The organism is Pedobacter sp. Leaf216 (assembly GCF_001421515.1).
Classification (GTDB): Bacteria; Bacteroidota; Bacteroidia; order Sphingobacteriales; family Sphingobacteriaceae; genus Pedobacter.
This window is the reverse complement of sequence record NZ_LMKM01000033.1, coordinates 291,120-314,363: the sequence shown is the minus strand read 5'-3', so window position 1 is coordinate 314,363 and position 23,244 is coordinate 291,120. Positions and strand designations below refer to the sequence as shown.

19 protein-coding genes are annotated in these 23,244 nt (G+C 37.5%); 10 read left to right on the top strand and 9 right to left on the bottom strand.

The genetic code is table 11. The features are described from left to right. Window positions 1–36 precede the first annotated feature (36 nt). From ASE74_RS19655 to ASE74_RS19640, 4 genes are all read left to right on the top strand, one after another. Window positions 37–1,722, top strand: a complete 1,686-nt coding sequence (locus tag ASE74_RS19655) for a PNGase F N-terminal domain-containing protein (protein WP_055912769.1) — start codon at window positions 37–39, stop codon at window positions 1,720–1,722. A gap of 845 nt (window positions 1,723–2,567) precedes the next feature. Continuing rightward, window positions 2,568–5,489, top strand: coding sequence for a DNA gyrase/topoisomerase IV subunit A (locus ASE74_RS19650; protein ID WP_055912766.1), 2,922 nt, complete (start codon window positions 2,568–2,570; stop codon window positions 5,487–5,489). A 350-nt stretch (window positions 5,490–5,839) separates the two neighbouring features. Continuing rightward, window positions 5,840–6,460, top strand: coding sequence for a nicotinamide riboside transporter PnuC (gene pnuC / locus ASE74_RS19645; RefSeq protein WP_055912762.1), 621 nt, complete (start codon window positions 5,840–5,842; stop codon window positions 6,458–6,460). Window positions 6,461–6,470: 10 nt separating this feature from the next. Further along, entirely contained in the window at window positions 6,471–7,559 is a 1,089-nt protein-coding gene (locus ASE74_RS19640; RefSeq protein WP_055912760.1) for an acyl-CoA dehydrogenase family protein, read from the top strand. Here ASE74_RS19640 and msrA read toward each other — a convergent pair whose 3' ends face one another. The 7 genes from msrA to ASE74_RS19605 form a co-directional block, all read right to left on the bottom strand. Further along, window positions 7,560–8,102, bottom strand: a complete 543-nt coding sequence (gene msrA, locus ASE74_RS19635) for a peptide-methionine (S)-S-oxide reductase MsrA (protein ID WP_055912757.1) — start codon at window positions 8,100–8,102, stop codon at window positions 7,560–7,562. 363 nt (window positions 8,103–8,465) lie between these two features. After that, on the bottom strand, window positions 8,466–9,872 hold the full coding sequence (locus tag ASE74_RS19630; protein ID WP_055912754.1) for a hypothetical protein: 1,407 nt from the start codon (window positions 9,870–9,872) through the stop codon (window positions 8,466–8,468). Between the two features lie 67 nt (window positions 9,873–9,939). Then, a complete protein-coding gene (locus tag ASE74_RS19625; RefSeq protein WP_055912751.1) occupies window positions 9,940–10,989 on the bottom strand; it encodes a hypothetical protein in 1,050 nt (349 codons plus the stop codon). Window positions 10,990–11,086: 97 nt separating this feature from the next. Then, complete coding sequence (locus ASE74_RS19620) at window positions 11,087–11,968, bottom strand: class I SAM-dependent methyltransferase (protein WP_055912748.1); 882 nt, start codon at window positions 11,966–11,968, stop codon at window positions 11,087–11,089. 103 nt (window positions 11,969–12,071) lie between these two features. Further along, on the bottom strand, window positions 12,072–12,302 hold the full coding sequence (locus tag ASE74_RS19615; RefSeq protein ID WP_055912746.1) for a DUF2281 domain-containing protein: 231 nt from the start codon (window positions 12,300–12,302) through the stop codon (window positions 12,072–12,074). Between the two features lie 20 nt (window positions 12,303–12,322). Continuing rightward, window positions 12,323–13,075 (bottom strand): ABC transporter ATP-binding protein, encoded by a 753-nt coding sequence (locus tag ASE74_RS19610; RefSeq protein WP_025145953.1) that lies wholly within the window; start codon window positions 13,073–13,075, stop codon window positions 12,323–12,325. Beyond that, complete coding sequence (locus tag ASE74_RS19605; protein WP_010602507.1) at window positions 13,075–13,809, bottom strand: ABC transporter permease; 735 nt, start codon at window positions 13,807–13,809, stop codon at window positions 13,075–13,077. Before ASE74_RS19605 ends, ASE74_RS19610 begins: the two co-directional genes overlap by 1 nt. 148 nt (window positions 13,810–13,957) lie before the next feature. On the opposite strand from ASE74_RS19605, the gene ASE74_RS19600 reads away from it, so the two are divergent. The 6 genes from ASE74_RS19600 to ASE74_RS19575 all read left to right on the top strand — a co-directional run bounded on the left by ASE74_RS19600 (window position 13,958) and on the right by ASE74_RS19575 (window position 20,954). Continuing rightward, window positions 13,958–14,647, top strand: a complete 690-nt coding sequence (locus tag ASE74_RS19600; RefSeq protein WP_055912743.1) for an SDR family oxidoreductase — start codon at window positions 13,958–13,960, stop codon at window positions 14,645–14,647. A gap of 18 nt (window positions 14,648–14,665) precedes the next feature. Then, window positions 14,666–15,361: a PspC domain-containing protein gene (locus ASE74_RS19595; protein ID WP_082458868.1), complete on the top strand. Its 696-nt coding sequence runs from the start codon at window positions 14,666–14,668 to the stop codon at window positions 15,359–15,361. 5 nt (window positions 15,362–15,366) lie between these two features. Next, window positions 15,367–16,353 carry a LiaI-LiaF-like domain-containing protein gene (locus ASE74_RS19590; protein WP_055912737.1) on the top strand — a complete coding sequence of 329 codons (987 nt, stop codon included), beginning with the start codon at window positions 15,367–15,369 and terminating at the stop codon, window positions 16,351–16,353. 115 nt (window positions 16,354–16,468) lie between these two features. Next, complete coding sequence (locus ASE74_RS19585; RefSeq protein ID WP_055912734.1) at window positions 16,469–17,080, top strand: RDD family protein; 612 nt, start codon at window positions 16,469–16,471, stop codon at window positions 17,078–17,080. A 163-nt stretch (window positions 17,081–17,243) separates the two neighbouring features. Then, window positions 17,244–19,220 carry a (E)-4-hydroxy-3-methylbut-2-enyl-diphosphate synthase gene (ispG, locus tag ASE74_RS19580; protein WP_055912731.1) on the top strand — a complete coding sequence of 659 codons (1,977 nt, stop codon included), beginning with the start codon at window positions 17,244–17,246 and terminating at the stop codon, window positions 19,218–19,220. Window positions 19,221–19,679: 459 nt separating this feature from the next. Continuing rightward, window positions 19,680–20,954: a mechanosensitive ion channel family protein gene (locus tag ASE74_RS19575; protein WP_055912728.1), complete on the top strand. Its 1,275-nt coding sequence runs from the start codon at window positions 19,680–19,682 to the stop codon at window positions 20,952–20,954. 243 nt (window positions 20,955–21,197) lie between these two features. On the opposite strand, the gene ASE74_RS19570 is transcribed toward ASE74_RS19575, so the two are convergent. Together ASE74_RS19570 and ASE74_RS19565 are read right to left on the bottom strand one after the other, a co-directional pair. Continuing rightward, window positions 21,198–22,025, bottom strand: a complete 828-nt coding sequence (locus tag ASE74_RS19570; protein WP_055912726.1) for a S9 family peptidase — start codon at window positions 22,023–22,025, stop codon at window positions 21,198–21,200. Window positions 22,026–22,263: 238 nt separating this feature from the next. Then, window positions 22,264–23,238 carry a type IX secretion system membrane protein PorP/SprF gene (locus ASE74_RS19565; protein ID WP_055912723.1) on the bottom strand — a complete coding sequence of 325 codons (975 nt, stop codon included), beginning with the start codon at window positions 23,236–23,238 and terminating at the stop codon, window positions 22,264–22,266. Window positions 23,239–23,244 lie beyond the last annotated feature (6 nt).

The following is a 23,244-nucleotide window of genomic DNA, read 5'->3' as shown; positions in this document are numbered from 1 at the left end:
ACGACTTTTATACTTATATTTGGTTTTTTTAACCACATGAAGCATTTCTACATCCTTATACTTTCTGTTCTGATTTCTTTTGGCGCAAACGCCCAGGCGGTACTTAAAAGTGGCTCTACCTATAAAATAACTTATTTCCGATCATCAGATGGGAAACCGAAAGAAGACCGGAATGCCATGGTGGTATTGGCTTCGGCAACGCAGAATTTAATCAGTAATGTTGCTATACTCGATAATAAGGCAAAATATCCCTATGAGCAAAGTATTGTAACCAAACCAGCAGGCATTTTATTTCAGCTGGCAGATTTGAGCATAAAAAACCAGATTGCCACTGCAGATACGCTTGCCATCAGTAAGCAAACTTTTGAATTGAGCAACGAAACCAAAGTGATTTTAGGTTATACCTGTAAAAAGGCTACAACGGTTGTAAATTCCAACCGGATTGATTTGTGGTACACCAGCGATGCAGGCATTAAAGCTGCGCCAACCAGTTTAGGCCAAAACCTGGGTTTGGTTTTAGAGCAGGTACGTAATGGCAACAGCTTTATTACGGCTACTAAAATTGAAGAGGTTAAAAAGTTTAAAGTGATTGATATACAGAAAATCAGTGCAAATTTAACTGATGGATTAAGCTATAAAGATTTACTCTGGAAGAGCAGGTTTACCACTTTAAACGTTTTCAATAATGAGCAGATCAACTTTATTGAAAAACCGCAATCTACCGATTCTATTTTTCGCTTTGCGGGAGGAACTGTAATTGCCAGAAAGGTTAAATTCCCTGAACTGAAAAACAATCCGAATGTTTTTGTCGATTTAACTGAACAATCAAATGGTGATGCTTATGATCGAACGGGCTCGGTTTTTATTATTCCTACAGATAAACAGATCAGTTTGATGGATGCCCTTAAAAATTCTGTTAAAGACCTGCCAATTTATGATAATGGTAACGGAAAGCAATACCAGGGAGTAGTTGCCACCGTAAATTATAATCCTGTTATTGAATTAATGCGCTTTTTTACTCCTTTTGGAGTTGGTAAATACAATAATTTAAAACTGAAGGATAAAACCTGGGCTGAAAAAGTTTATTACAGACAGGATGTATCAGAATTGTTCCCCCTAGTAAATGGCAAAGAGGTTTGGATAGCGGTTTTTATTGGTAATTATGATAAAGGCGGACATAAAGTTTCGTTAAATATTACATTACATAATGGCGGGAGAGAGAAAGAAGTTAAAGAGGTGATTTTGCCCCTGTTTAACTCAACCAATGTAATGGAGATGGCAGGACAAGAATATGCCACAATGTTTAGCAGTGAAAAAGGTTTGGAAGTTGCTTTCACTTTAGCCAAAGATTTAAAAGATGCCAGGCTGCGTTACATTACAACCGGCCATGGTGGCTGGGGCAATGGTGATGAGTTTGTGCCACGCAAAAATACCATCTGGCTGGATGAAAAGGAGGCTTTTGCTTTTACCCCATGGCGACAGGATTGCGGTTCGTACCGATTGTCTAACCCGGCTTCCGGAAATTTTGAAACAGGTTTATCATCGTCTGATTTAAGTCGTTCCAATTGGTGCCCCGGCACAGTTACCAATCCAAATTGGATTAGTTTGGGAGATTTAAAGGCTGGTAAGCATACTGTGAAAGTAACAATCCCTATGGGCAAGCCCGAAGGTGGTAGTTCGAGTGCATGGAATGTTTCTGGCGTTTTATTGGGGGTAGACTAATTACAATTTAACTGTTAGAAACGGGCTTAGGTAAAATCATCATCTCCGCATTGGAAAAACCTTCGGATTTGCCATTAAGATAAATTCATTATCCTTGCCCTGCTTGCGCTCGTTTCAAACAAGTGCATAAATAGTTTTACTATTGTATAGTTTAAAACAATAAATCATTCAGCGCTCATTAAAAAACAATTACTAGCACAAACTAACAACCCTTATACCAAAACCAACAACCTTTAGACCGGGGCTGATTTTATGCGCCTAACAGCCCTAAATAGCAGCACAACACTGCCTTTCTAAACCGGATTGCAGAGGAGATCCTTTTTTGCTGCCCGGGGCCGGGCTATAGGCAAAAAAGATCGCATCGTAAAGCCGGAACAAACTTTAACAAAGCCATTTAACCCTGATTTACTAATCTTAAAAACAATCACCGATTTTACAATATACATAGTTTGCAAATGTGTGGGGCCTTTTAAATTGTTGGTGCTATAAGATTCTGCATCATCCTGAGGGATAACTATTGTATAAAAATCAATATGAGTGACATGATTTTAAGGAAATGAATATCCTATGGTTATCGTCATTGCGAGAAGGCTTTTTCAGCCGACGAAGCAATCTTTATGGCAAGGCTCACTAGCATGAAAGATTGCTTCGTATCTCACAACAATGACGAACGCTTTACTGAAACCTGTAAATGGTAGAATAATGACAAATGATCAAAAAAATCCGTTTTATTTTCCCCTAATCATTCCTGTAAAACCAATTTTCCACTTTGAAATGTGAATAACCTCTCTTTATTCTATGCAATCATTTTTATTATATTTACGGCTGCCAATTTCTGTAAATAAATGAGTGAAGAATTAGATCAAAACGTAAACGAAGAGCACAAACATACCATAACCCCAATCAACGGTTTATACGAAAACTGGTTTCTCGATTATGCGTCTTATGTAATTCTCGATAGGGCTGTACCGCACATAAATGATGGATTAAAGCCCGTTCAACGTCGTATTATGCACTCCTTAAAGGAGATGGATGATGGGCGTTTTAATAAAGCAGCCAACGTAATTGGTAATACCATGAAGTATCACCCGCATGGTGATGCATCGATTGGTGATGCGATGGTGCAAATTGGTCAGAAAGATTTACTGATTGATATGCAGGGAAACTGGGGTGATCCGGTTACAGGCGATAGCGCGGCGGCACCTCGTTACATTGAGGCCCGTTTATCAAAATTCGCTAATGATGTGGTTTTCAATCCGGATACTACAGAATGGCAATTGAGTTACGACGGACGTAACAATGAGCCCATCACTTTACCGGTAAAATTTCCACTGTTATTGGCTCAGGGTGCAGAAGGTATTGCCGTAGGTTTGGCAACTAAGGTAATGCCGCACAATTTTATCGAACTTTTAGATGCCTCAATTGAAGCATTAAAAGATGTGCGCCCAAACATTCTTCCAGATTTTTTTACTGGTGGGATGGCCGATTTCTCGAATTATAATGAAGGTCAGCGTGGAGGTAAAATCCGCGTAAGGGCTAAAATAACTGAAAAAGACAAAAAAACTTTGGTAATTACCGAAGTTCCGTTCAGCACCACAACGGGTTCAGTGATAGATAGTATTTTATCGGCCAATGATAAAGGCAAAATCAAGATTAAGAAAATTGAGGATAATACCGCTGCCAATGTAGAAATTGTAGTGCATTTGGCTCCCGGCATATCGCCCGACGTAACCATTGATGCACTTTACGCTTTTACGGCCTGCGAAGTATCCATTTCGCCAAATACCTGTATCATTCAGGGTGATAAACCACTCTTTTTGAGTGTAAATGATATTCTGATTGAAAATACTAAGCATACAAAACACCTGCTAAAAAGGGAACTGGAAATCCGCCTGCACGAATTGCAGGAAAAGATTTTCTTTAGTTCTTTGCTTAAAATATTTATTCAGGAAGGGATGTATAAAAATCCTGAATATGAAAACTCAAGCAATTTCGACACTGTTGTTGAGGTTTTACACATTTTATTTGATCCGTTTAAACCATCACTCTACCGCGAAATTTTACCTGAGGATTTTAAAAAGCTGATTGATAAGCCAATGAGTAGCATCACCCGTTTTGATGTGAAAAAGGCTGATGAGCAGATGAAAAATCTTGAAGATGAAATCAAGGTTGTTAAAAACCACTTAAAACACCTCACCGATTACGCCATTGCCTGGTACCAGAAATTGAAAGATAAATATGGGAAAGGAAGGGAGCGTAAAACTGAAATCCGCTTGTTTGATCGGGTAGAGGCGTCTAAAGTGGCACTTGCGAATGTTAAATTGTACATGAACCGTGAGGATGGTTTTATCGGATCGGGTTTACGTAAGGATGAATTTGTGGCAGATTGCTCGGATATTGATGAGGTGATTGTTTTTCGTGAGGATGGTAAATGCATCATTACTAAGGTGGCCGATAAAACCTTTGTAGGAAAGGGCATTATACACGCACAGGTATTTAAAAAGAATGATGAGCGGACCATTTACAACATGATCTACAAAGATGGTGCTAGTGGTACTGCTTATATAAAAAGATTTGCTGTAGTTGGGGTAACGCGCGATAAGGAATACGATTTAACGAAAGGATCGAAAGGTTCGAAGGTGTTGTATTTTACTGCCAACCCTAACGGTGAGGCTGAAATAGTTAACGTAGCCCTGAAACCGCATTCCAAATTGCGTAAACTTCAGTTTGATCAGGATTTTGCCGAAGTGGCAATCAAAGGTCGTGGCTCGCAAGGGAATATTATTTCCAAATATCCGGTTAAAAAGATTATTCTGAAAAGTAAAGGTGTTTCTACTTTATCGGGACTTAAAATCTGGTATGATGATTTGTTAAAACGCCTCAATGTAGATGGCCGTGGAAAATACCTTGGCGAATTTGACGGCGATGACCGCATTTTGCAGGTACATAAGGATGGTTTTTACGAGTTAAGCTCATTCGAGTTAAGTAACCACTTTGATGATGGATTGATTTTGATCCAGAAATTTGATCCTGAGCGGATTTTTGCCGCGGTTCATTTTGATGGAAAGGCTCAGAACTATTTCATTAAGCGTTTTACATTCGAATTGCAGGCTAACGGCAGGAAAACAATTTTTATTAGTGAGGAGCAGAAGTCGAAATTATTGTACCTCACTTCAAATCCGGGTGCGAAAATTATTGTTGATGTTTTAAAAGGCAAAACCCAAATTCCGGAAACATTGGATTTATTATTGTCGGAATTGATTGATGTAAAAGGATTAAAGGCCAATGGTAACCGTTTATCTCCACATGATGTACAGAAGGTGATATTGGAAGAACCTGAATTAGCGGTGGAAGAGATTGAGGAAACAACTGCAGAAACAGAAGCGGAAGATGGATCTGTTGATGAAGAAAATGTAGTTGAAGAAGAAAATTCTGTTGATTTTAAAGAGGAAACAGCTGAAAATGAAACGCTTGAAAAACCATTGGCAGAAAAGCCAAAACCGAAATTCGAGCGGACTGAAGAGCCTGAAGAAGCACCTGTAGTTAAACAAGAAAAACCAGGGGTAAAAGAAAAGCCTGCTGTAGTTGAAAAATCTGTTAAAAAGGAAGAAACGAAGGCTGAAAATAAACCTGAGAAAGAAAATAAACCGGTTAAAACCGGAGATAAACCAGAAACAGAAGAAAAACCTGCTAAAAAGATAGGTTTTGAGATCACCAATCCGGATGATATCGAAATTGATGACAAAGGACAGTTGGGGTTATTCTAAATAAATTTGAGCGTTGTTAACTTTAATGTCCTGGTGGCAAGAAAGTTGACAACTCTTCACATTTCAATCAAAACATTTCATTTTTAAAACTATATTTGCCTTGCTCAAAGGGGTGCTTTTTGATGCTGCAATTTCTGTTGCCATCAATTTGCTGAGATTATACCCATTTAGAGGTTTAAGCCATATGGTTTAAGGTATAGTATTTAACCTTACACCTCAAACCTTATCCCTTCTAATGAACCTGATGCGGGTAATGCCGACGTAGGAAGAGGTTAAAAAGATACCGTACTGTTTCGCCCCGAAAACAGGCTTCAATTTATTTTTACCTGCCTTGTGGCAAAATATTGTAAATGAATTTTCAAGATTGGTTTAAGCTTTTTCAGGAGCAGATTTTACACACTTCTTTAATAGAATGGTTGGCTGTTGGTTTTGGGGTTTCTGAAGTTTTATTAGCAAAGAAAAACAGCATTTGGCTATATCCAACTGGGATAATTTCTGTCCTATTGTGGATGTATTTACTGTTGGACGTTAAGTTATATGCAGAAGTGCTTTTGAATATATATTACCTCACGATGAGCATTTACGGCTGGATCATCTGGAAGAAAAGAAAGCTGGATGGAGAAAACCAGGTTTCATGGTCGAGCAATAAAGAATTAACCATTGCTGTTTTAATCTCAGTTATTGGGTTTGGGGTACTCTACCTCATCTTAAGGCATTATACCGATTCGGATGTGCCATTATTCGATGCCTTTGTTTCATCAACAGCCTGGGCTGGCATGTGGCTTTTGGCCAAACGCAAAATAGAAAACTGGATTTTTCTTAATATCTCCAACATCGTAGCAATTCCACTGCTTTTTCATAAAAAATTGCCTTTAATGGCATGCTTAACTACCTTTTTATTTGTTGTTGCCATTTTTGGGTATTTAGATTGGAAAAAGATCATCAATAAAAGCAGATTAAAACCGGCTTAATTAAGTTAACATGCAAGAAACATTAACTAATACCTGGCAGGAAAAAGTGAAAGCATATGCTGCTCTTTCAGAAGAAATGGGAAAACTTCACCCCGAAATTCTGGAACTGGCTTACCAGGAAAACTGGTTTAAACTTTTTGTTCCGGAGGTTTATGGTGGGCCAAATAGAAAGCTTCCTGAAATTTTGAGGTTAGAGGAAGAACTTGCCGAAGCCGATGGTAGTTTAGGCTGGACAGTTACACTTTGTGCAGGAGCCGCCTGGTTTGCAGGTTTTTTAAATCCTGAACTCGCTGCGGAAATACTAGCCGATCGAGAAGTTTGCTTTGCCGGGAGCGGGGCTGTTGGTGGTGTAGCAATTAAAACTGAAACGGGCTACCTTTTAAACGGCAGGTGGAATTACGCCAGTGGTGCTTTACATGCCACTGTATTTACAGCCAACTGTATACTTAAAAATGAACACGGCGATGACCTTTTGGATGAAAAGGGGGTACCTGAAATTAAATCTTTTATCCTAAAAAAAGAGGAGGTAAATATTTTAGCCGGATGGTCTTACTTCGGTTTAATTGCCACCGGAAGCCATGCTTTTGAAGTAAAGGATTTACATGTACCCATAAACAGGACTTTTAAGATTAATCAAGACATTGAAATTGCAGATTCGGGTTTTGATTATCCCTTCTTACAACTTGCAGAAACCACGCTAACCGTAAATACCCTGGGTATGACGAATCATTTTATTAAATTGGTAGAAACTGCTTTTAATTTACGTACAGGGTTGAAAAGATATACCCATCAACAGGTTTTGTTCTTTAATGATGAGTTAAATCGTTGCAAGGAAGAGATTCAAGATCTTAGAGCAAGGTTCTATAGCGCATTTGATGAATCGTGGAGCACCCTGGTGAATGATGGTAATATTGCAGAAGATAAACTGGCAGAAGTTAGTGCTGCGAGCCGCAAATTGGCTCATGCCTGTTGGAAAGTTGCTGCCGTATTATTCCCATACTGTGGTTTGGAGGCCGCAAAAAAAGATTCAGAGATAAATCGCGTTTGGCGTGATATACATACGGCAAGTCAGCATGCCTTACTTACTTTCGAAAGTTAATTATTCGAGAAGTTCAGGCTTAATCTTATCTTTAAAATCTTTAACAAATTTATTTAGTTTTGGCTGTATTACGAATGCACAATAGGGCTTGCCTTGGTTTTCGCTGAAATAATTTTGATGATAATCTTCAGCCTCATAAAATTCTGCAATAGGTAAAATCTCAGTAATTATTGGTTTGTCGAATACTTTCTCGCTATTTAGCTCGGCAATCATTGTTTCAGCCTGTTTTTTTTGATCTTCATTTTCATAAAAAATTACCGAACGGTATTGCGTACCGATATCATTGCCCTGCCTGTTTAAGGTTGTTGGGTTATGCGTTTTAAAGAATATGAGTAAAAGCTCGCTAAAAGAAATAATACTTTCATCAAATATAATCTGTATAACTTCTGCATGCCCGGTATTGCCATTACAAATTTCCATATAGGTAGGGTGCTTCAATTCGCCACCCATGTAACCTGATGTAACCTGGCTCACTCCGTTTAACGTCTGAAATACGGCTTCGGTGCACCAAAAGCAGCCTCCCCCAAATGTTGCTGTTTCCATATACTACTTATCTAAAATCTATTCCAGTTTTAATTTAATTATCAAAAAAAGACATTTTTTTGATATTCAAGGTATCATCAGTAACCGATTATTCTTATAAGTTTTAAAGCTATGGTTCCCTAAAGATGAATATAGTATTTATAGGTTATTTCGCAAACTATTAACTTTCGTTAACGATAAATTAGAGGACAAATAAAAGGAAGCTGTATCATGATTTTAGATTTATCATCATGAGCTTGCCGAAGAACTTATTTATACCTATTCTGGTATTTCGACAAGCTCAAAATAATATAATTAATAAACTTCCTCGTATTGCTATGAAGTAATTATTTACAATCCGGGCTGATTGTAATATTCAATAAATTAAAGTGTTTTAGCCTTTATTTTTTTTAGCTCCGATTCCAATTGTGTGGTCTGGGTTTTTTCGCTCTTAGCTTTTTCTATTGCAATTTCTTGCGTTTTAATAGCCTCTTCATTATAACCCATGCGGTAAAGAATGTGCGCTAAAGTATCGTAATATCCAGCAATTGGTTTTAGTTCTATTGATCTTCTACTCCAAATCATTGCTTTGCTCAGGTAATTAAGATTTTTAGTGCCTGTTTCATAAAATTTCCAGGCAGCATTGTTTAATTCATTTGCATATGAATTTGATGAACTATTGAAAGAAGTAACCGATTGGGTATAAATAACTTTTCCTGGGATTTTTTTTAAACTATCCATCTTTTCCTTAGAAACGGGATTATTAGTGGTAGGGAAGTGCGTTTTTGTAAAAGCTTCGCGCTCTTTTATTTCAATTTTTTTAATACTGTCAGCACTGATATTCATATAAAAACTGTCGTAAAAATAACTGGCTGTCTTTAAATAACTGGTAGTATCTTTAACTGTGCTATAATACCATAAAATCTGGTTGTTGTACGCTTTTTCTCCACCTCTGTAATCTCTGGTCCAGGTATTTCTGGCAAAATTTGCTCCTGCGTAGGCTTTAGCAACATTTTTATTCTTTGCAGCTTCTGCCATCGTATTGGAAATGATTGCATTATTAATTGCCACCCTTTTTTGAACCGGTTCCGTTTTATAAATGCTATCTACAATTTTACGGTTGGTGTAAGCTAGTTTATACGCATTTCCATCACTGTAAGGGCCAGCTTCCAGGATATACAATACATTTTTATAGTTGTTGAAATCACCAATCTTCAAATTATTTGCATACTGTTCAATAAGTTCAGCATTATTCATTATCCCAACCTTCTTTCTAGCATCAATAAGCTTTACTAGCGAAGCATTATTGTTTTTATCAGCATTAAATGCTGTTTCCAAGTCAGAAATAGACTCGCTTTTGAATGCCATCAATGCGCTATCGATTAGTGTGGTATATTTTTGCTTATCTGGAGAATTGCCAAAATCTTTAAAAAATACTTCTTTGTTAGCGCGTAGAAAAACATATGCAGGAAACGATCTTATATTCGATTTTCCAAGTATTGATCTGATGGTGGTATCAGTCATTTTAGTTTTATAAACAACAAAGTTTTCATTTATGCTGTTGATAACTTCCTGATCTTCCAAGCCTGATTTAAAATTAACTTTTACATTGGGTGGTAAATTGGTCGGTTTCGGTATTCCAATAACATCCACAATTAATAACACAGGTTTTTTTGCTGTTGATGATTGTTCTAAAGCTGATTTAAGCGATTTTGAAGTTTTTAACTCCTGGGCTATGCCAGATGTATAAATTAAAAATAGTGCGCAGGTAAGCGTAATAAGATTTTTCATGTTGAGAGCTGATTGTTTGATTTAAATAAAAACGCCTATGATTTTAATCACAGGCGTTAAATACATTTTATTGATATTGAATGTATATCGGTTTTGGAGTAAGCTTTAACAGCTCCTCTGGAGTCATTAAGCGTTTAGGATCTTTCTTTAAATCATTTTTATAAAATAATTTAAATCCTGTAAACTGTACAGGTTCTCCTTGTATAAAGTGGCGGTAAGTACCTTTTTTTAATTCAGGTTCGCCCCATCCATCCATGTGTACCACAACCTGCACTTCTGGACGAAGTTTAATACTTGCCGAATTGGTTACCATTTTCTTAGTAAAGCGGTGTAAAACAAATACTTTTGGAGGCAAATTGTATTTTTTTACAATGTCAGCCAAATAGCCAGTTACATAGTTAACATCAGCAGCATCGTAAGTTCCGATTTTTTTTCCTGGCAACGTTCCATCTTTCATCGAAAATTCAGGGTCGATACCTAAATGAACGTAAGGTAGCTCGAGGTATTTTTCAATATGAGGCAATTCAGCTTTGATGGTGCTTAATGCTACCTGAAGATCTAAAAATACAATGGTATTTGGTTGCATTTTAGCAATTTTCAATACAGAATCAATCTGTTTGTTACCCATTCTATTGATGTATTTTCCATCTTTACCAGGTGTTCCGCTTGCTACAGCAGCAATATAATGCAAACCTGGCTGCACCGGGGTAGTTGGATCTGCTTTTTCCCAATGTTTTACTTCGGCATTTAGGCGCTGCCACATTTCTTTTGGTGCATATTCGCCCAACGCACCCATTTTTTTAGAGTGTAAATTTCCATAATAAACAACAATGCGTTTAAAAGGCAAAATGGCTCCGGTTAAAGGATATGGTTGTTTTTTTACAGGCCACCTTCCAGTGGTATCGCCATTCGCTAGCTTTTTTACCAATGAATCGTAAAGTTTAGGGTCAACAGGTTTCATTACATTCGCTGTTGAATCTGTTTTCTTTTTAGTCGAATCAGTAGAGAAGATTTTACCAATGCCGTTGCTGCCCTTGCCGTCTGAATTACAGTTGGCAAACAAGCTGATTGCGGCAAATCCCAGGATAATTGTGCCTGCTAATTGAGGGAATTTCATAGATATATTATAGAATTAAAATTTAGAACAGTTTTCCGATTCTGCTTTGATGAAAGTAGGTTGGAAATCTGGTAGTTTAAAATAAAGTAATCAACATTTACACATTGCAGAATTTGCCAAAAACGCCCAATGGCAATTTAATGCCTGATGTAGCCTGTAAAAAAAGTTCTCCGGTTTCAAGATTTTTGACCGAAGGAAAAGATGTACGGATTAAATTTTCTACAATTACAGATGAGAAACCAAGAGAATAGGTATTAAGAATCAGAAAATGTTCTCTTTCATCTAATAATTGTACAACATCCTGCATCATTTCCTGAATATGATCTTCAAGTTTCCATTTCTCACCATTTGGGCCATGGCCATATGCTGGTGGATCGAGAATGATTCCATTGTATTTTTTACCTCTTTTTAGTTCTTTTTTTACAAACTTTAATGCGTCTTCAACCATCCAGCGGGTATCTTTCAGGCCCGAAAGTTCCTGGTTTTCATTTGCCCAGGTAACCACTTGTTTAATCGAATCAACGTGCGTTGTTTCTGCACCCGCTGCATTTGCAATTAATGAAGCTGCACCAGTATATGCGAAAAGATTTAAAACTTTAGGCTGAGGAGTTTTAAATTTTTTGATTGATGAAGATATAAAATCCCAGTTTACAGCCTGCTCAGGAAATACGCCAACATGTTTAAAAGAAGTTAAACCCAGGCGGAGTTTTATCGCCACCTCATCATTTTTATATTCTACATGCCAACGATCAGGGATAGATTGGTTTTTCTTTACCCATTCGCCTGAAGTTGCGGAACGGCCTCTGAAAGTAATGTTAGCTGTTTTTTTCCAATCCTGTTCCGAATACGTTTTTTTCCATACGGCCTGCGGTTCCGGACGGATAAGGGTTACATTTCCAAAACGTTCTAATTTTTCAAAATCCCCGCAATCAATCAGTTCATAATCTTTCCAATGGGTGGGGGCAAGTAATTGTATCATGTATTATTTGTGTAGGACGTCATTGCGAGTAGTGAAGAAATCTTGATGCACTAGTATATACAGAAGGAGATTGCTTCGTGCCTCGCAATGACGATTTTATTTATTAGCAAGTTACCGGATCATTAAAATCATCAGAAATATAAAGAATTGTTCCTTTTGCAGCGCCATATAAGCTTTTTGGTTCTTCAACAATATTCGTTTTTTCGCTTGCCGATTTAGGAAAGCTCTTCGAATGTTTAGCTTTTAAAAAATCAACAAAATCTTCTACTTCGTTTACCATACTTTCTGGTAAGGTTTCCAATTTATGAATGATATTTGTAGTGGCCGTAGTCATATACAAATATAAAAATTTTATTAAAACTTATCTTTTGCAGCTTTCATAAAGCGACTGGCAAATACGAAATCGTTTAATTCTTTAATATCGGTATGTGCGATTTCCTTATTGCTGCCCTCCCAGAATTTCTTTCCTTCATGCAAAAACAAAATATAATCGCCAATACCCATAACCGAGTTCATATCGTGGGTAACTACAATGGTTGTGGTTTTGTATTCTTCCGTAATTTCCTGGATCAGTTCATCAATAACGATCGAAGTTTTTGGATCTAAGCCCGAGTTTGGCTCATCACAGAATAAGTATTTTGGATTCATTGAAATGGCACGTGCAATACCCACACGTTTTTTCATCCCTCCTGATAATTCTGCCGGAAACAACTTGTTTTTACCTGCAAGGTTAACGCGCTCCAAACAAAAATCAACCCTTTCGAGCTTTTCTTTTCTGCTTTGATCGGTGAACATATTTAAAGGAAACATGATGTTTTCTTCAACAGTCATACTGTCGAACAAGGCCGAACCCTGAAAAAGCATTCCGATTTCTTTCCGTACTTCAATCCTTTGTTCGTAGGTCATCGGTGTAAAATCCCTGCCATCGTATAATACCGAACCCGAATCTGGCTGATGTAAACCCACCATACATTTTAACAGGGTAGTTTTTCCTGATCCGGAACCACCGATAATTAAATTGGTTACGCCTTCTTCAAACTTACCCGAAATGCCTTTTAATACGTCGTTGCCGGAGAATGATTTATATATATCTTTAATTTCGATCATTACAATAAAAGTTGAGTAACTAAATAATCGCAAACAAGAATAGAGATACAGCTAATTACAACTGCTCTGGTACTGGCCTGCGATACCTCTAAAGCACCACCACGAACATAAAAACCTTCGTAAGCAGGTACTGATGTAATAATAAAACCAAATACAAATGCTTTAACAAGGGCAACAGTGATGGTGTAAGGATTAAAATCAGTTGTAATACCCTGAATGTATTCTGCAGGAGTAACCGCACCCGAAATTGAACCACCAATATACCCACCAGAAATACTCAAAAACATAGATATGATTACCAACATAGGTACCATGGTTATGCCAGAAATAATTTTAGGAAGAATTAAGTAGCCCGGTGCATTAATACCCATAATTTCTAAGGCATCAATTTGCTCGGTAACACGCATCGAACCAATTTCTGATGAAATGGCAGAGCCGATTTTTCCAGCCAGTACAATTGCACTAATGGTTGGACTTAACTCTAAAATGCTCGAATCCCTGTTAACAGAACCGATAATTGTTTTTGGAATAAAATCACTTACCAGCTGGAAAGCAATTTGTAAAGTCATTACTGCACCAATAAAAGTAGAGATAATGGCAATTAAGCCTAAAGAGCCCACGCCAACATAATCCATTTGCTTGGCGATTTCTTTCAGGTATATTTTCAGTTTTTCCGGCTTTCTGAATACAGACTTGAGTAGCAGGATGTATCTGCCGAAATTGGTAAAATTCATTCCGTATGTATTTGCTTAATTTAAATGATCATTCTTATACTACTACAAAGAAACGATAAAAAAGTTGACGCTCTTCGCTAATTACAAAAATATTCGTGGTTTTGAATATAAATATGGTTTTTTGTCAACAAAAATTAAACCACAAAAGATGAAAGCTGTAATAACTGGCGCAACTAAGGGAATTGGCAGAGCCATCGCAATTAAATTGGCGCAAAATGGATATCATTTAATTTTAGTTGCAAGAGGTAAAAGTGATCTTAAGATACTTGAAGAAGAATTAACACCTTATGGGAATGCCATTTTTACCCATGCGGCAGATTTTACAGTTAAAGATGATGTGTACGCTTTTTTAAATGCCGATGGAATAAATTTTGATGATGTAACCGTTCTGGTAAACAATGTGGGGATTTTTTTACCCGGTAGCCTGCTTGATGAAGATGATGCCACATTTGAAAAACAGCAACATTTAAATACGAATGCCAGCTATTATACCAGCAAATTTTTCGGAAAAAAAATGCGCTCAGCAAGGCGTGGCCATATATTTAACATCTGTTCGGTAGCGAGTAAGGCACCAGTAAAAAATGGTGGCAGTTATAGTGTAACAAAAGCAGCGATGTTAAGTCTTAATCATGTATTGCGGCAAGAGTTAGCCCCTCATAACGTTAAAGTAACTGCGTTTTTGCCAGGTTCTACAAAAACTTCTTCCTGGGAAGGAACAACCATCCCCGACGAAAAATTTGTACAGCCTGAGGATATTGCAGAAACATTATTCACCATTTTAAACTTAAGTAAAGGTGTAAACGTAGATGAGGTTTTGATTACCCCGCTCGATTTTTAACACAAAATGAACAACGTTATGGAAAAGAAGCTTTTTAGAAACGAACACGATAAGATGATTGCCGGTGTAGCTTCAGGACTTGCAGATTATATGCAGGTAGAGGTTACCATAATTAGATTATTGTTTGCATTATCGGCTATATTTATGGCTGGAGGTGGCTTAATTGCCTATATTATTATGTGGATTATTGTTCCGGTGAATAACGATCCGGCAGCAAGATTCTCAAAATTTAATGATTACTTCGGTAATAAAACACCAAATACACCGCCATTTGGAAATGCAGATTCATTTGCCGGCCCAACCAACCAGGGAAATACCAATTGGACACAGCCTGTTGATGGAAGCACGAAAACACCTTTTGAAACACAGGCCGATTTTGGTAAACTCAATAAATCAAACGATACCGGCCGTACAATCGGTGGATTATTGCTACTGGTAATTGGATGCTTTTTCCTGATGCGTGAAATGGATTTTATACCGGAATGGTTTAGTATCCGCAATTTATTCAGGTACATGTGGCCATTAATATTCATTGCTTTAGGCGTTAGTATCATCGCTAAATCAAAAAGAAAAAATGATTGGGCAGCTTTTCAAAGTCAGCAAGAAGCAGAACAGCAAAAAACAGCCGATTTTTCTGGTGTTGTTCCAGAAAATGAGCCTTCAACCCCGGTTAATAAAGACGACAATTCAACATCCCCTAACCCTCAAGTATAAATAAAATGAAATTAGATAGATTAATATGGGGTATTATCCTGCTTTTTATTGGTGGTGTACTTCTACTCGAAAATTTTGGCGTAATCGATTTTTATTGGCGCAATGTATGGAGCTTTTGGCCAGTGTTTTTAATTATCGCAGGTTTAAATATATTGTTTAATAAAAACAACTCACAAACAGGAAGCATGATTTCCATTGGTGTTTTGGTTGTGGCATTGGCTTTTCTTTTTTATAAAGGGCAGCAGGTACCAGAAAACGGAAATTGGTGGGGACGGCATTTTAAAAGGGACATTGATGTGAACATCGATCGCAATGATGATGATAACGATAATGACAACGACGATGACCAGGATACAACAAGCTTTCATTCAAGTTTATCAGAGGCGTTTGTAGCCACTGATAATGCCAAAAAAACAATATTGAACATTTCTGGAGGGGGTATTTCTTTTAACCTTGATGGTGAAACTTCACAATTGATCAGTGCTGACGTAAAGAAAAAACACGGTAATTTTTCATTAAAAAAAGTACTTACTGATAGCGCAACGGTGCTTACTTTCCAAATGAATGATAAAAAGAACAAATGGAATTTTGGAGATAGTGGAAATGACGTGGATTTTAAGTTGAACAAAGAAGCGAATTGGGATATTTTAATGAAACTAGGTGCAGGCGAAGCAAATTTCGATTTTGCCGGTTACAAAGTGCGAACTTTCCGTTTTGATGGTGGTGCAGCGGCTTTGGATATTAAATTTGGCGATTTATTACCCATAACCGATGTAATCGTAAAATCTGGCGTAGCCGATGTAAAAATTAAAGTACCTACCAATTCGGGTTGTAGAATTAAAACTAAAACAGGTTTATCGGCTAAAGATTTCGACGGATTTGAGAAATTGAGCGATGGGGTTTACGAGACTTCTAATTATAAAACTTCCGCTAAAAAAATCTTTATTAATTTAGATGGTGGATTGAGTAACTTTGAAGTAAGCAGATATTAGAAAGTTGAAGGTTTGAGGGTGGAAGGCTTAGGCTTAGGCTTAGACTTCGCGAACTGAAGTCTTAACAGCGCTTTAATCCTGAAATCCTAAATCCAAACAATCCCGATCCTATCTAATGAATGCTGATCAATACACCGTAGTAATTAATGGTAAGCCACAAGGGCCGTATAGTTTAAACGAACTGAAAGATTTAAACATTACTGCGAATACTTTTATACGCAAACCCGGAATGGACGATTATAAAGAAGCTCATGCAATTTCCGAATTGCGTGAGCTTTTGGGTTTTAGCTATCAAAAAACTGCTCCCCAATACTTTGCTGCTTTCGATCAACGTTTGCTGGCTACGGTAATTGATCATTTTATCATTTTTGGGTTTTATACCGTCATTATTTTAACGAGTTTTCTCTTTATAGAAGGTAAAGATCAGCGGATAATGGCTTTTCTAATTCCATTTCCATCAATATTTATCATTAAACTGATTTATGGGAGCATTGCTGAAGCGACCAAAAATCAGGCAACTATTGGTAAAAAACTACTCAGTATCAAAGTAACAGATTTAGAAGGCAGCCGGGTTTCTTTTGGCATTTCTTTAATTAGGAACTTTTCTAAGATTTTATCTGTAATTCCTGTTTTCTTCGGTTATCTGTATAGCTTTTTAAACAAGAAAAATCAGTGTTGGCACGATATTGCAGCCAATACGTTGGTGATAAAAGACAGGTTGATTTAATTAGAAAAACGGAGCCTATTGCATCATTATAATTAATTTGGCTGTACGCTATATTTCAGTTCAAAAATAGGAGGGTGTTGCTACCTTGAACTGATATACCAACCGATTTAATTACAACATTCCAACATTAAAACATTCCAACAATCCTTATCTTTGCAAACAGATGGAAAATATATTGGCAAAACATGATCTGGCTGGCGGATATTGCAACAGTTTAACAACTTATTCAAGGTATTTAACCCGCGAGGTAAATATTGGCGATATTGCATTGGGAGGGCATAACCCAATCCGGATTCAATCAATGACTACCACCGATACAATGGATACTTTAGGTACGGTTGAGCAAACCATCCGTATGGTAGAATCGGGTTGCGAATATGTGCGTATTACTGCCCCTAGCATCAAGGAAGCTGAAAATCTGGCCAATATTAAAAAAGAACTCCGTTTCCGTGGCTATAATGTGCCATTAATTGCCGATATCCATTTTACCCCTAATGCAGCCGAAATGGCCGCCCGAATTGTAGAAAAAGTAAGGGTTAACCCGGGTAACTATGCAGATAAAAAGAAATTCGAAAATATGGAATACACCCAGGATGCTTACAATGCAGAGCTGGCCAGGATTTATAAAAAATTTATTCCTTTAGTTAAAATCTGTAAGGAGTATGGTACGGCCATGCGTATCGGTACCAATCATGGTTCACTGTCCGACAGGATTATGAGTCATTATGGCGATACCCCACGGGGCATGGTCGAATCTGCAATGGAATTTATCCGCATGTGCGAAGATCAGAATTACTATAACCTGGTAATTTCAATGAAAGCCAGTAATACCCAGGTAATGGTGCAAGCTTACCGTTTGCTGGTAGATACTATGGCAAAAGAGGGGATGAACTACCCGCTGCATTTGGGTGTTACCGAAGCTGGTGATGGCGAAGATGGTCGGATTAAATCAGCTGTTGGTATCGGTACTTTATTAGAAGATGGCTTAGGCGATACCATCCGCGTTTCGTTAACAGAAGATCCTGAATTTGAAGCCCCGGTTGCAAAAGCCCTGGCAGACCGCTACTCTAAAAGGAGTTCGGAGCATGGAGTTCAAAGTTTTGAGTCGCCTGCAAATGCGCCAACTCCCAACGCCCAACGCCCAACTTATTCCCCTTACGAGTACAATCGCCGCATAACTACACCTGTACAACACATCGGCGGGCATCATCATCCGGTAGTGATGATCGATGTTTCTAAAGAAAATTTAAAAGATCCTTACTTTTTAAGTGCTGTTGGTTATAATTACAGCGCAGGATTAGATAAATACAATTTAGCCGATCAGGCTTGTGATTTAGCTTATTTGGGCGATAATTTGCCTTCATTCTCTTTTCCTGGCAATTTGAAGCAGGTTTACAATTACCAAACCTGGCTAAAGCTCCAAGATAAAAACAACTGTCATCCGTTATTCTCTTTAGAAGAATTTAACACTGCTAATGATAAAGATCAATTTTTAAACTTTGTTGAAGTTGATGCGGCACAATTAACCGGTTTAGAAATTAACCAGTTTAGTAACGTTGTTCTCATCCTAAAAACTTCTGCTGTTCACGGAATGGCCGAACAGAGGGCATTCTTTGTTGCTTTACAACAGCAAGATATCAAAGTGCCGATAATTATAAAAAGAACTTACCAGAATGCTGATGCAGATCATTTAATGCTTTATGCCGCCACCGATATTGGTGCTTTATTTACCGATGGTTTTGGAGATGGGGTATGGATTGATGCAGAAGGACAAAACCTATCCTTAATCAACGCTACCAGTTTTGGTATTTTGCAGGCTACACGTACACGCATCAGTAAAACAGAATATATTTCATGCCCCAGCTGTGGTAGAACCCTTTTCGATTTGCAAGAAACCACACAACTGATCCGCTCACGTACCGACCATTTAAAAGGCATCAAAATCGGCATAATGGGTTGTATCGTAAACGGGCCAGGCGAAATGGCCGATGCTGATTATGGCTATGTTGGCACAGGGCCTGATAAAATTACTTTATACCGTGGTAAAGAAGTAGTAAAGAAAAATGTAACCACAGCTTATGCCCTTGATGAATTGATTGATATTATCAAAGATGATGGCAATTGGGTAGAAAAGGTTTAAATTGGAACGAGACTGTTTTTCAAAATCATTTTACTTTAATCATTATTCCCTGGTCTGTGTCTTCACAAACCAGCATAAATTATAAGTTAGTAAATTCATTTCTTTTTTGTCTGTTAGTAAATAGACCGAGGATTTCATAATCATTTACTTATATCATCATGCCCTGGTCTATGTATTCACAGACTAGTATAAAGTATAAATATGTGAAATTATTGCATGTTCTGTCTGTGAGGACACAGACTGAGGATTTATCATGGTTTGTGTTTTACAAACTATCTTGCTTTCTATTCCCTGGTCTGTGTCTTCACAGACTAGTATAAAGTATATATATGTGAAATTATTTCGTGTTCTGTCTGTGAGGACACAGACCAAGGGATTAACATGGTTTGTGTTTTACAAACTATTTTGCTTTATCTGGCACCATTTAATTTTTTCATCAATAAATCATAAATTGCTTTAATGAATATCCCGGAGTTTCAAACCCTATTTAACGAACTTAAAAACTGGCTGGCAGGCAAAGGCTTTACTGGTAGCGAACTCATTTATTCTTACTTTTTTATCGGACTGATCGGCGTTATTTTATTTTTATACGTTACGATATTTCTTACCCGGCAGGTTTTTATTGGAGTAGTAAAAAGTGCCAAAACAAAATCAGATTGGCAAAAAGCACTCTTCGAATTCCGTGTTTTTAGGGCGTTTGCTTTAATATTTGGTGCTTATATTATTTACAATGTAGTTCCTTATTTATTTATCGATTTTAAAATCTGGCTTTTTTACGCCTTGATTTTTGCTAAGATCTACATGGTTTTAGCTGTGATGTTTGCTATTAATGCATTTCTAAATGCTTTGGTTTCCATCATGGAATCTTCAAAGAAATATGCCGATAAACCCATAAGAAGTTACAAACAGGTAGCCAAAATTGTATTTTACATTGTTGGTTTTGTACTTATTCTATCAATCATACTTGGCGAATCACCATTGTATGTTTTTGGTGGTTTTGGTGCAGTAACCGCTGTTTTTATTTTGATTTTCAGAGATCCTATTTTGGGTTTTGTGGCTTCGGTACAGATGAGTGCCATTGACCTGGTTCGGGTGGGCGATTGGATTACCGTAGAAAAATATGGTGCCGATGGCGAAGTAACCGAAATCAATTTAACCACCATTAAAGTGCGAAATTGGGATAAAACAGTAACCATTGTGCCAAGTTATGCTATTGTGAGTGAATCGTTTAAAAACTGGCGGGCGATGGAAGAAAGTGAAGGACGTAGGATTAAACGGCACATTAATATTAAAATTTCGAGCATTAAATTCTGCGATGATGAATTGATCGGAAGGTTGCAGCGTATTGATTTTTTGAAAGATTACCTTAAAGAAACCCAGGCTTTTATTGAGCGTTTTAATGCCGAGAACACAGTAGATCCGAATAACCTGGTGAATGGCCGCCATATGACAAATATTGGAACTTTTAGGGTATATGCAGAGAAATACCTCGAAAGCAATCCACATATCAATACCGATTTAACCTTTATGGTACGCCAGCTGCAGGCAACAGAAAGCGGATTACCCATTGAAATTTATGTTTTCTCTAAAGAAAAAGGACTAAAGAAATTCGAAGAAGTAGCTGCGGATATTTTTGACCATTTGTTGGCTGCGGTGCCATATTTTGATCTCGAAATTTTCCAAAGCCCGAGCGGCAGCGATATGCGTAATTTTGTAAGGAGAGGAGATGATTAATATTAATAATTAGAACTCCCATAAATAATTTGCACCGAAGTAATTTCTTAGGAAAACCAAAGAAATGATAATCAAAAAGACTAAAATTCCTTGAAGGGTAACGTTTTGTGCTAGTTTATTATTAAAATAGAAAATTAGAAAATAATGTTAGTCCAATTAAGATCTTCTTAAATAGAGCTTGATTGAAGCCTGAGAAGTTGATATTATCTTGAGCCATATTTTATAATGACTCAAGATATTAATTTATTCTTCATTTAAAAAAGTCAAAACCTTTTCACAAACCTTAAATAAAAGCGGCGGCAAAGTTTCGCTGGTGTAAGGTTGTGTTGCCCCGTAAACATGATTGGCACCTTCAATTTTAACCAATCTGCTAGCTGGATTTACTTCTGCTAAAGTTTGTGCAGTCTCAAAAGGCACATTAACATCATCATCACCATGTACAATTAACCATGGTATGTTTATGCGTTTGGCCGCATCTAAAATATTTAATGCAGCTGCGTTTTCTTCCAAATCTTCTAATAAAGTTACGTTTAAAGGCATTTGTTCTTTGGTACGGGCATTAGTAACGAATATTTTGCCGTTCTTTTTCCATTCCGCCTCTTGCTCTTTTTTCCAAAGGCTGTTAAAATCGGCTATGGCACTCCAGGTAATCAGTTTGTTAATTCTTAAATCGTTGGCGGCTTCAATAATGGATAAACCGCCACCACGGCTATGTCCAATCAGGTTTACCTTAATATCCTTACCATATGCTTTTTCAATAAAATCCAATACCGCATTTACGTCAAAAAGTTCTTTTGAAACCGTGTTGCTGGCAAAGGCATCCATACCGGTTACATCTTTTGGCTCGTCAACAGGAACACCGCTATGCGATAAATTAAACTTAATGTAACGATAACCATTATTGGCGAAATGCCGGGCAACTAAATTATGAGCACCCCAATCTTTAAAGCCCTTGAAGCCGTGTACAAAAAGAATAATTGGTGTATTAGGGTTTTTCTCATCAAAAGTGATATCGACGATAATTAATTTTCCGTCAGAGCCGCTAAGACTAAAATTGCTTTGTGTAATCATAATTTAAAGGTGTTGGTACAAAAATATAAACCTACGAAATCTAATTTTGTTGTATGTTTTTTAAAGGACGCGCCATTTCGGCTGCTGCGTAATCCCGAATGTATGGATAGGAAATCGATTACCATTATGCGGTAATCAAAATGATTGCCAGATGGCCCAGAGTAGTGGTAAGTAATCCCAAAATTCTTCCTCAAGGTTAATATGTATTATGTTTAATAAAAAAAGGCCGCCTTGTGATTTAAAAATAACATTTAGGCCTGCGGCTTTTTTTTGTGGTAAAATAATAGCCTAGTGAAATCTCGTGTGATCCATAATCATACTTCTGTAAACCGTTCAAACTAAAGTCATAACCATATCCGATACGGAGATTATTGTTGGTAAAGTATTCGGCAATCACACCCGCTGCCGCAAGTTTGGATAAATTGTTCTGGAGATTATTTTTAGGATAAAGTTTCACCGTACTGCGGTAAACGCCTCCTATCCAAAAACGTTGTTTAAAAAGCATAAATGCATTTAAATCCAAAGATGTTGGGCCGTTAATCTCGTCTTTTATCAAAAAGGCAGGTTTAATTATAAAGTCATCATTCATTTTTATAGCCATGCCGCCTGTAAGATAGAAATGCTTTTGCGGTTGAATGTTGAGCACCTGATAATTGGAATATAGCTTCAGGTTCCCTACGGATAAACCGGTTATGGAAAATCCCACAAAATATTTTTCATTAGAATAGAAAACACCCGTCCTTATTTCAGGTATTACCTGGCTAACTGTACCTGATGGAATAATAACGTCGCCCCCATCTCTTGGATCAAGCAGGTTGCCCTCTAGCCCTAGCTGTCTAATTCCCAAACCTATACCAAATGCCAGTACATTTGTTTCTGTTCTATCAAGCTTGATGCGGTAGGCAAAATTTCCTATAGCACCAAGGGAACTCTGCGCTCCGATTTTATCTTTAGCAATTAAAAGCCCTAGCCCTACGCTTTCATCTTTTACGGCTTCGTCAGCAGAGATCGATATGGTTTGTGGGGCACCACGTACTCCTACCCATTGCGCTCTGGCATAGGCCTGAAGATATAACTCTTCTTTATAACCCGTATAAGCTGGATTTATGAAAGTGCCGTTAAAAACATATTGGCCAAATTGAGCGTCTTGCTGCCCCCGGGCAATAAGCTGTGTAAATAAGGCCACCAGAAAAAATACTGCATGTTTCACCATTCTTTT

What these genes read in the sequence shown, in the direction of transcription:
- ASE74_RS19565 (WP_055912723.1), bottom strand. Translation starts at nt 23,238, where the DNA reads ATGGTGAAACATGCAGTATTTTTTCTGGTGGCCTTATTTACACAGCTT.
- ASE74_RS19615 (WP_055912746.1), bottom strand. Translation starts at nt 12,302, where the DNA reads ATGACTACGGCCACTACAAATATCATTCATAAATTGGAAACCTTACCA.
- ispG (WP_055912731.1), top strand. Translation starts at nt 17,244, where the DNA reads ATGGAAAATATATTGGCAAAACATGATCTGGCTGGCGGATATTGCAAC.
- ASE74_RS19650 (WP_055912766.1), top strand. Translation starts at nt 2,568, where the DNA reads ATGAGTGAAGAATTAGATCAAAACGTAAACGAAGAGCACAAACATACC.
- ASE74_RS19585 (WP_055912734.1), top strand. Translation starts at nt 16,469, where the DNA reads ATGAATGCTGATCAATACACCGTAGTAATTAATGGTAAGCCACAAGGG.
- ASE74_RS19605 (WP_010602507.1), bottom strand. Translation starts at nt 13,809, where the DNA reads ATGAATTTTACCAATTTCGGCAGATACATCCTGCTACTCAAGTCTGTA.
- ASE74_RS19590 (WP_055912737.1), top strand. Translation starts at nt 15,367, where the DNA reads ATGAAATTAGATAGATTAATATGGGGTATTATCCTGCTTTTTATTGGT.
- ASE74_RS19625 (WP_055912751.1), bottom strand. Translation starts at nt 10,989, where the DNA reads ATGAAATTCCCTCAATTAGCAGGCACAATTATCCTGGGATTTGCCGCA.
- ASE74_RS19655 (WP_055912769.1), top strand. Translation starts at nt 37, where the DNA reads ATGAAGCATTTCTACATCCTTATACTTTCTGTTCTGATTTCTTTTGGC.
- pnuC (WP_055912762.1), top strand. Translation starts at nt 5,840, where the DNA reads ATGAATTTTCAAGATTGGTTTAAGCTTTTTCAGGAGCAGATTTTACAC.
- ASE74_RS19630 (WP_055912754.1), bottom strand. Translation starts at nt 9,872, where the DNA reads ATGAAAAATCTTATTACGCTTACCTGCGCACTATTTTTAATTTATACA.
- ASE74_RS19600 (WP_055912743.1), top strand. Translation starts at nt 13,958, where the DNA reads ATGAAAGCTGTAATAACTGGCGCAACTAAGGGAATTGGCAGAGCCATC.
- ASE74_RS19595 (WP_082458868.1), top strand. Translation starts at nt 14,666, where the DNA reads ATGGAAAAGAAGCTTTTTAGAAACGAACACGATAAGATGATTGCCGGT.
- ASE74_RS19575 (WP_055912728.1), top strand. Translation starts at nt 19,680, where the DNA reads ATGAATATCCCGGAGTTTCAAACCCTATTTAACGAACTTAAAAACTGG.
- ASE74_RS19620 (WP_055912748.1), bottom strand. Translation starts at nt 11,968, where the DNA reads ATGATACAATTACTTGCCCCCACCCATTGGAAAGATTATGAACTGATT.
- ASE74_RS19570 (WP_055912726.1), bottom strand. Translation starts at nt 22,025, where the DNA reads ATGATTACACAAAGCAATTTTAGTCTTAGCGGCTCTGACGGAAAATTA.
- ASE74_RS19640 (WP_055912760.1), top strand. Translation starts at nt 6,471, where the DNA reads ATGCAAGAAACATTAACTAATACCTGGCAGGAAAAAGTGAAAGCATAT.
- msrA (WP_055912757.1), bottom strand. Translation starts at nt 8,102, where the DNA reads ATGGAAACAGCAACATTTGGGGGAGGCTGCTTTTGGTGCACCGAAGCC.
- ASE74_RS19610 (WP_025145953.1), bottom strand. Translation starts at nt 13,075, where the DNA reads ATGATCGAAATTAAAGATATATATAAATCATTCTCCGGCAACGACGTA.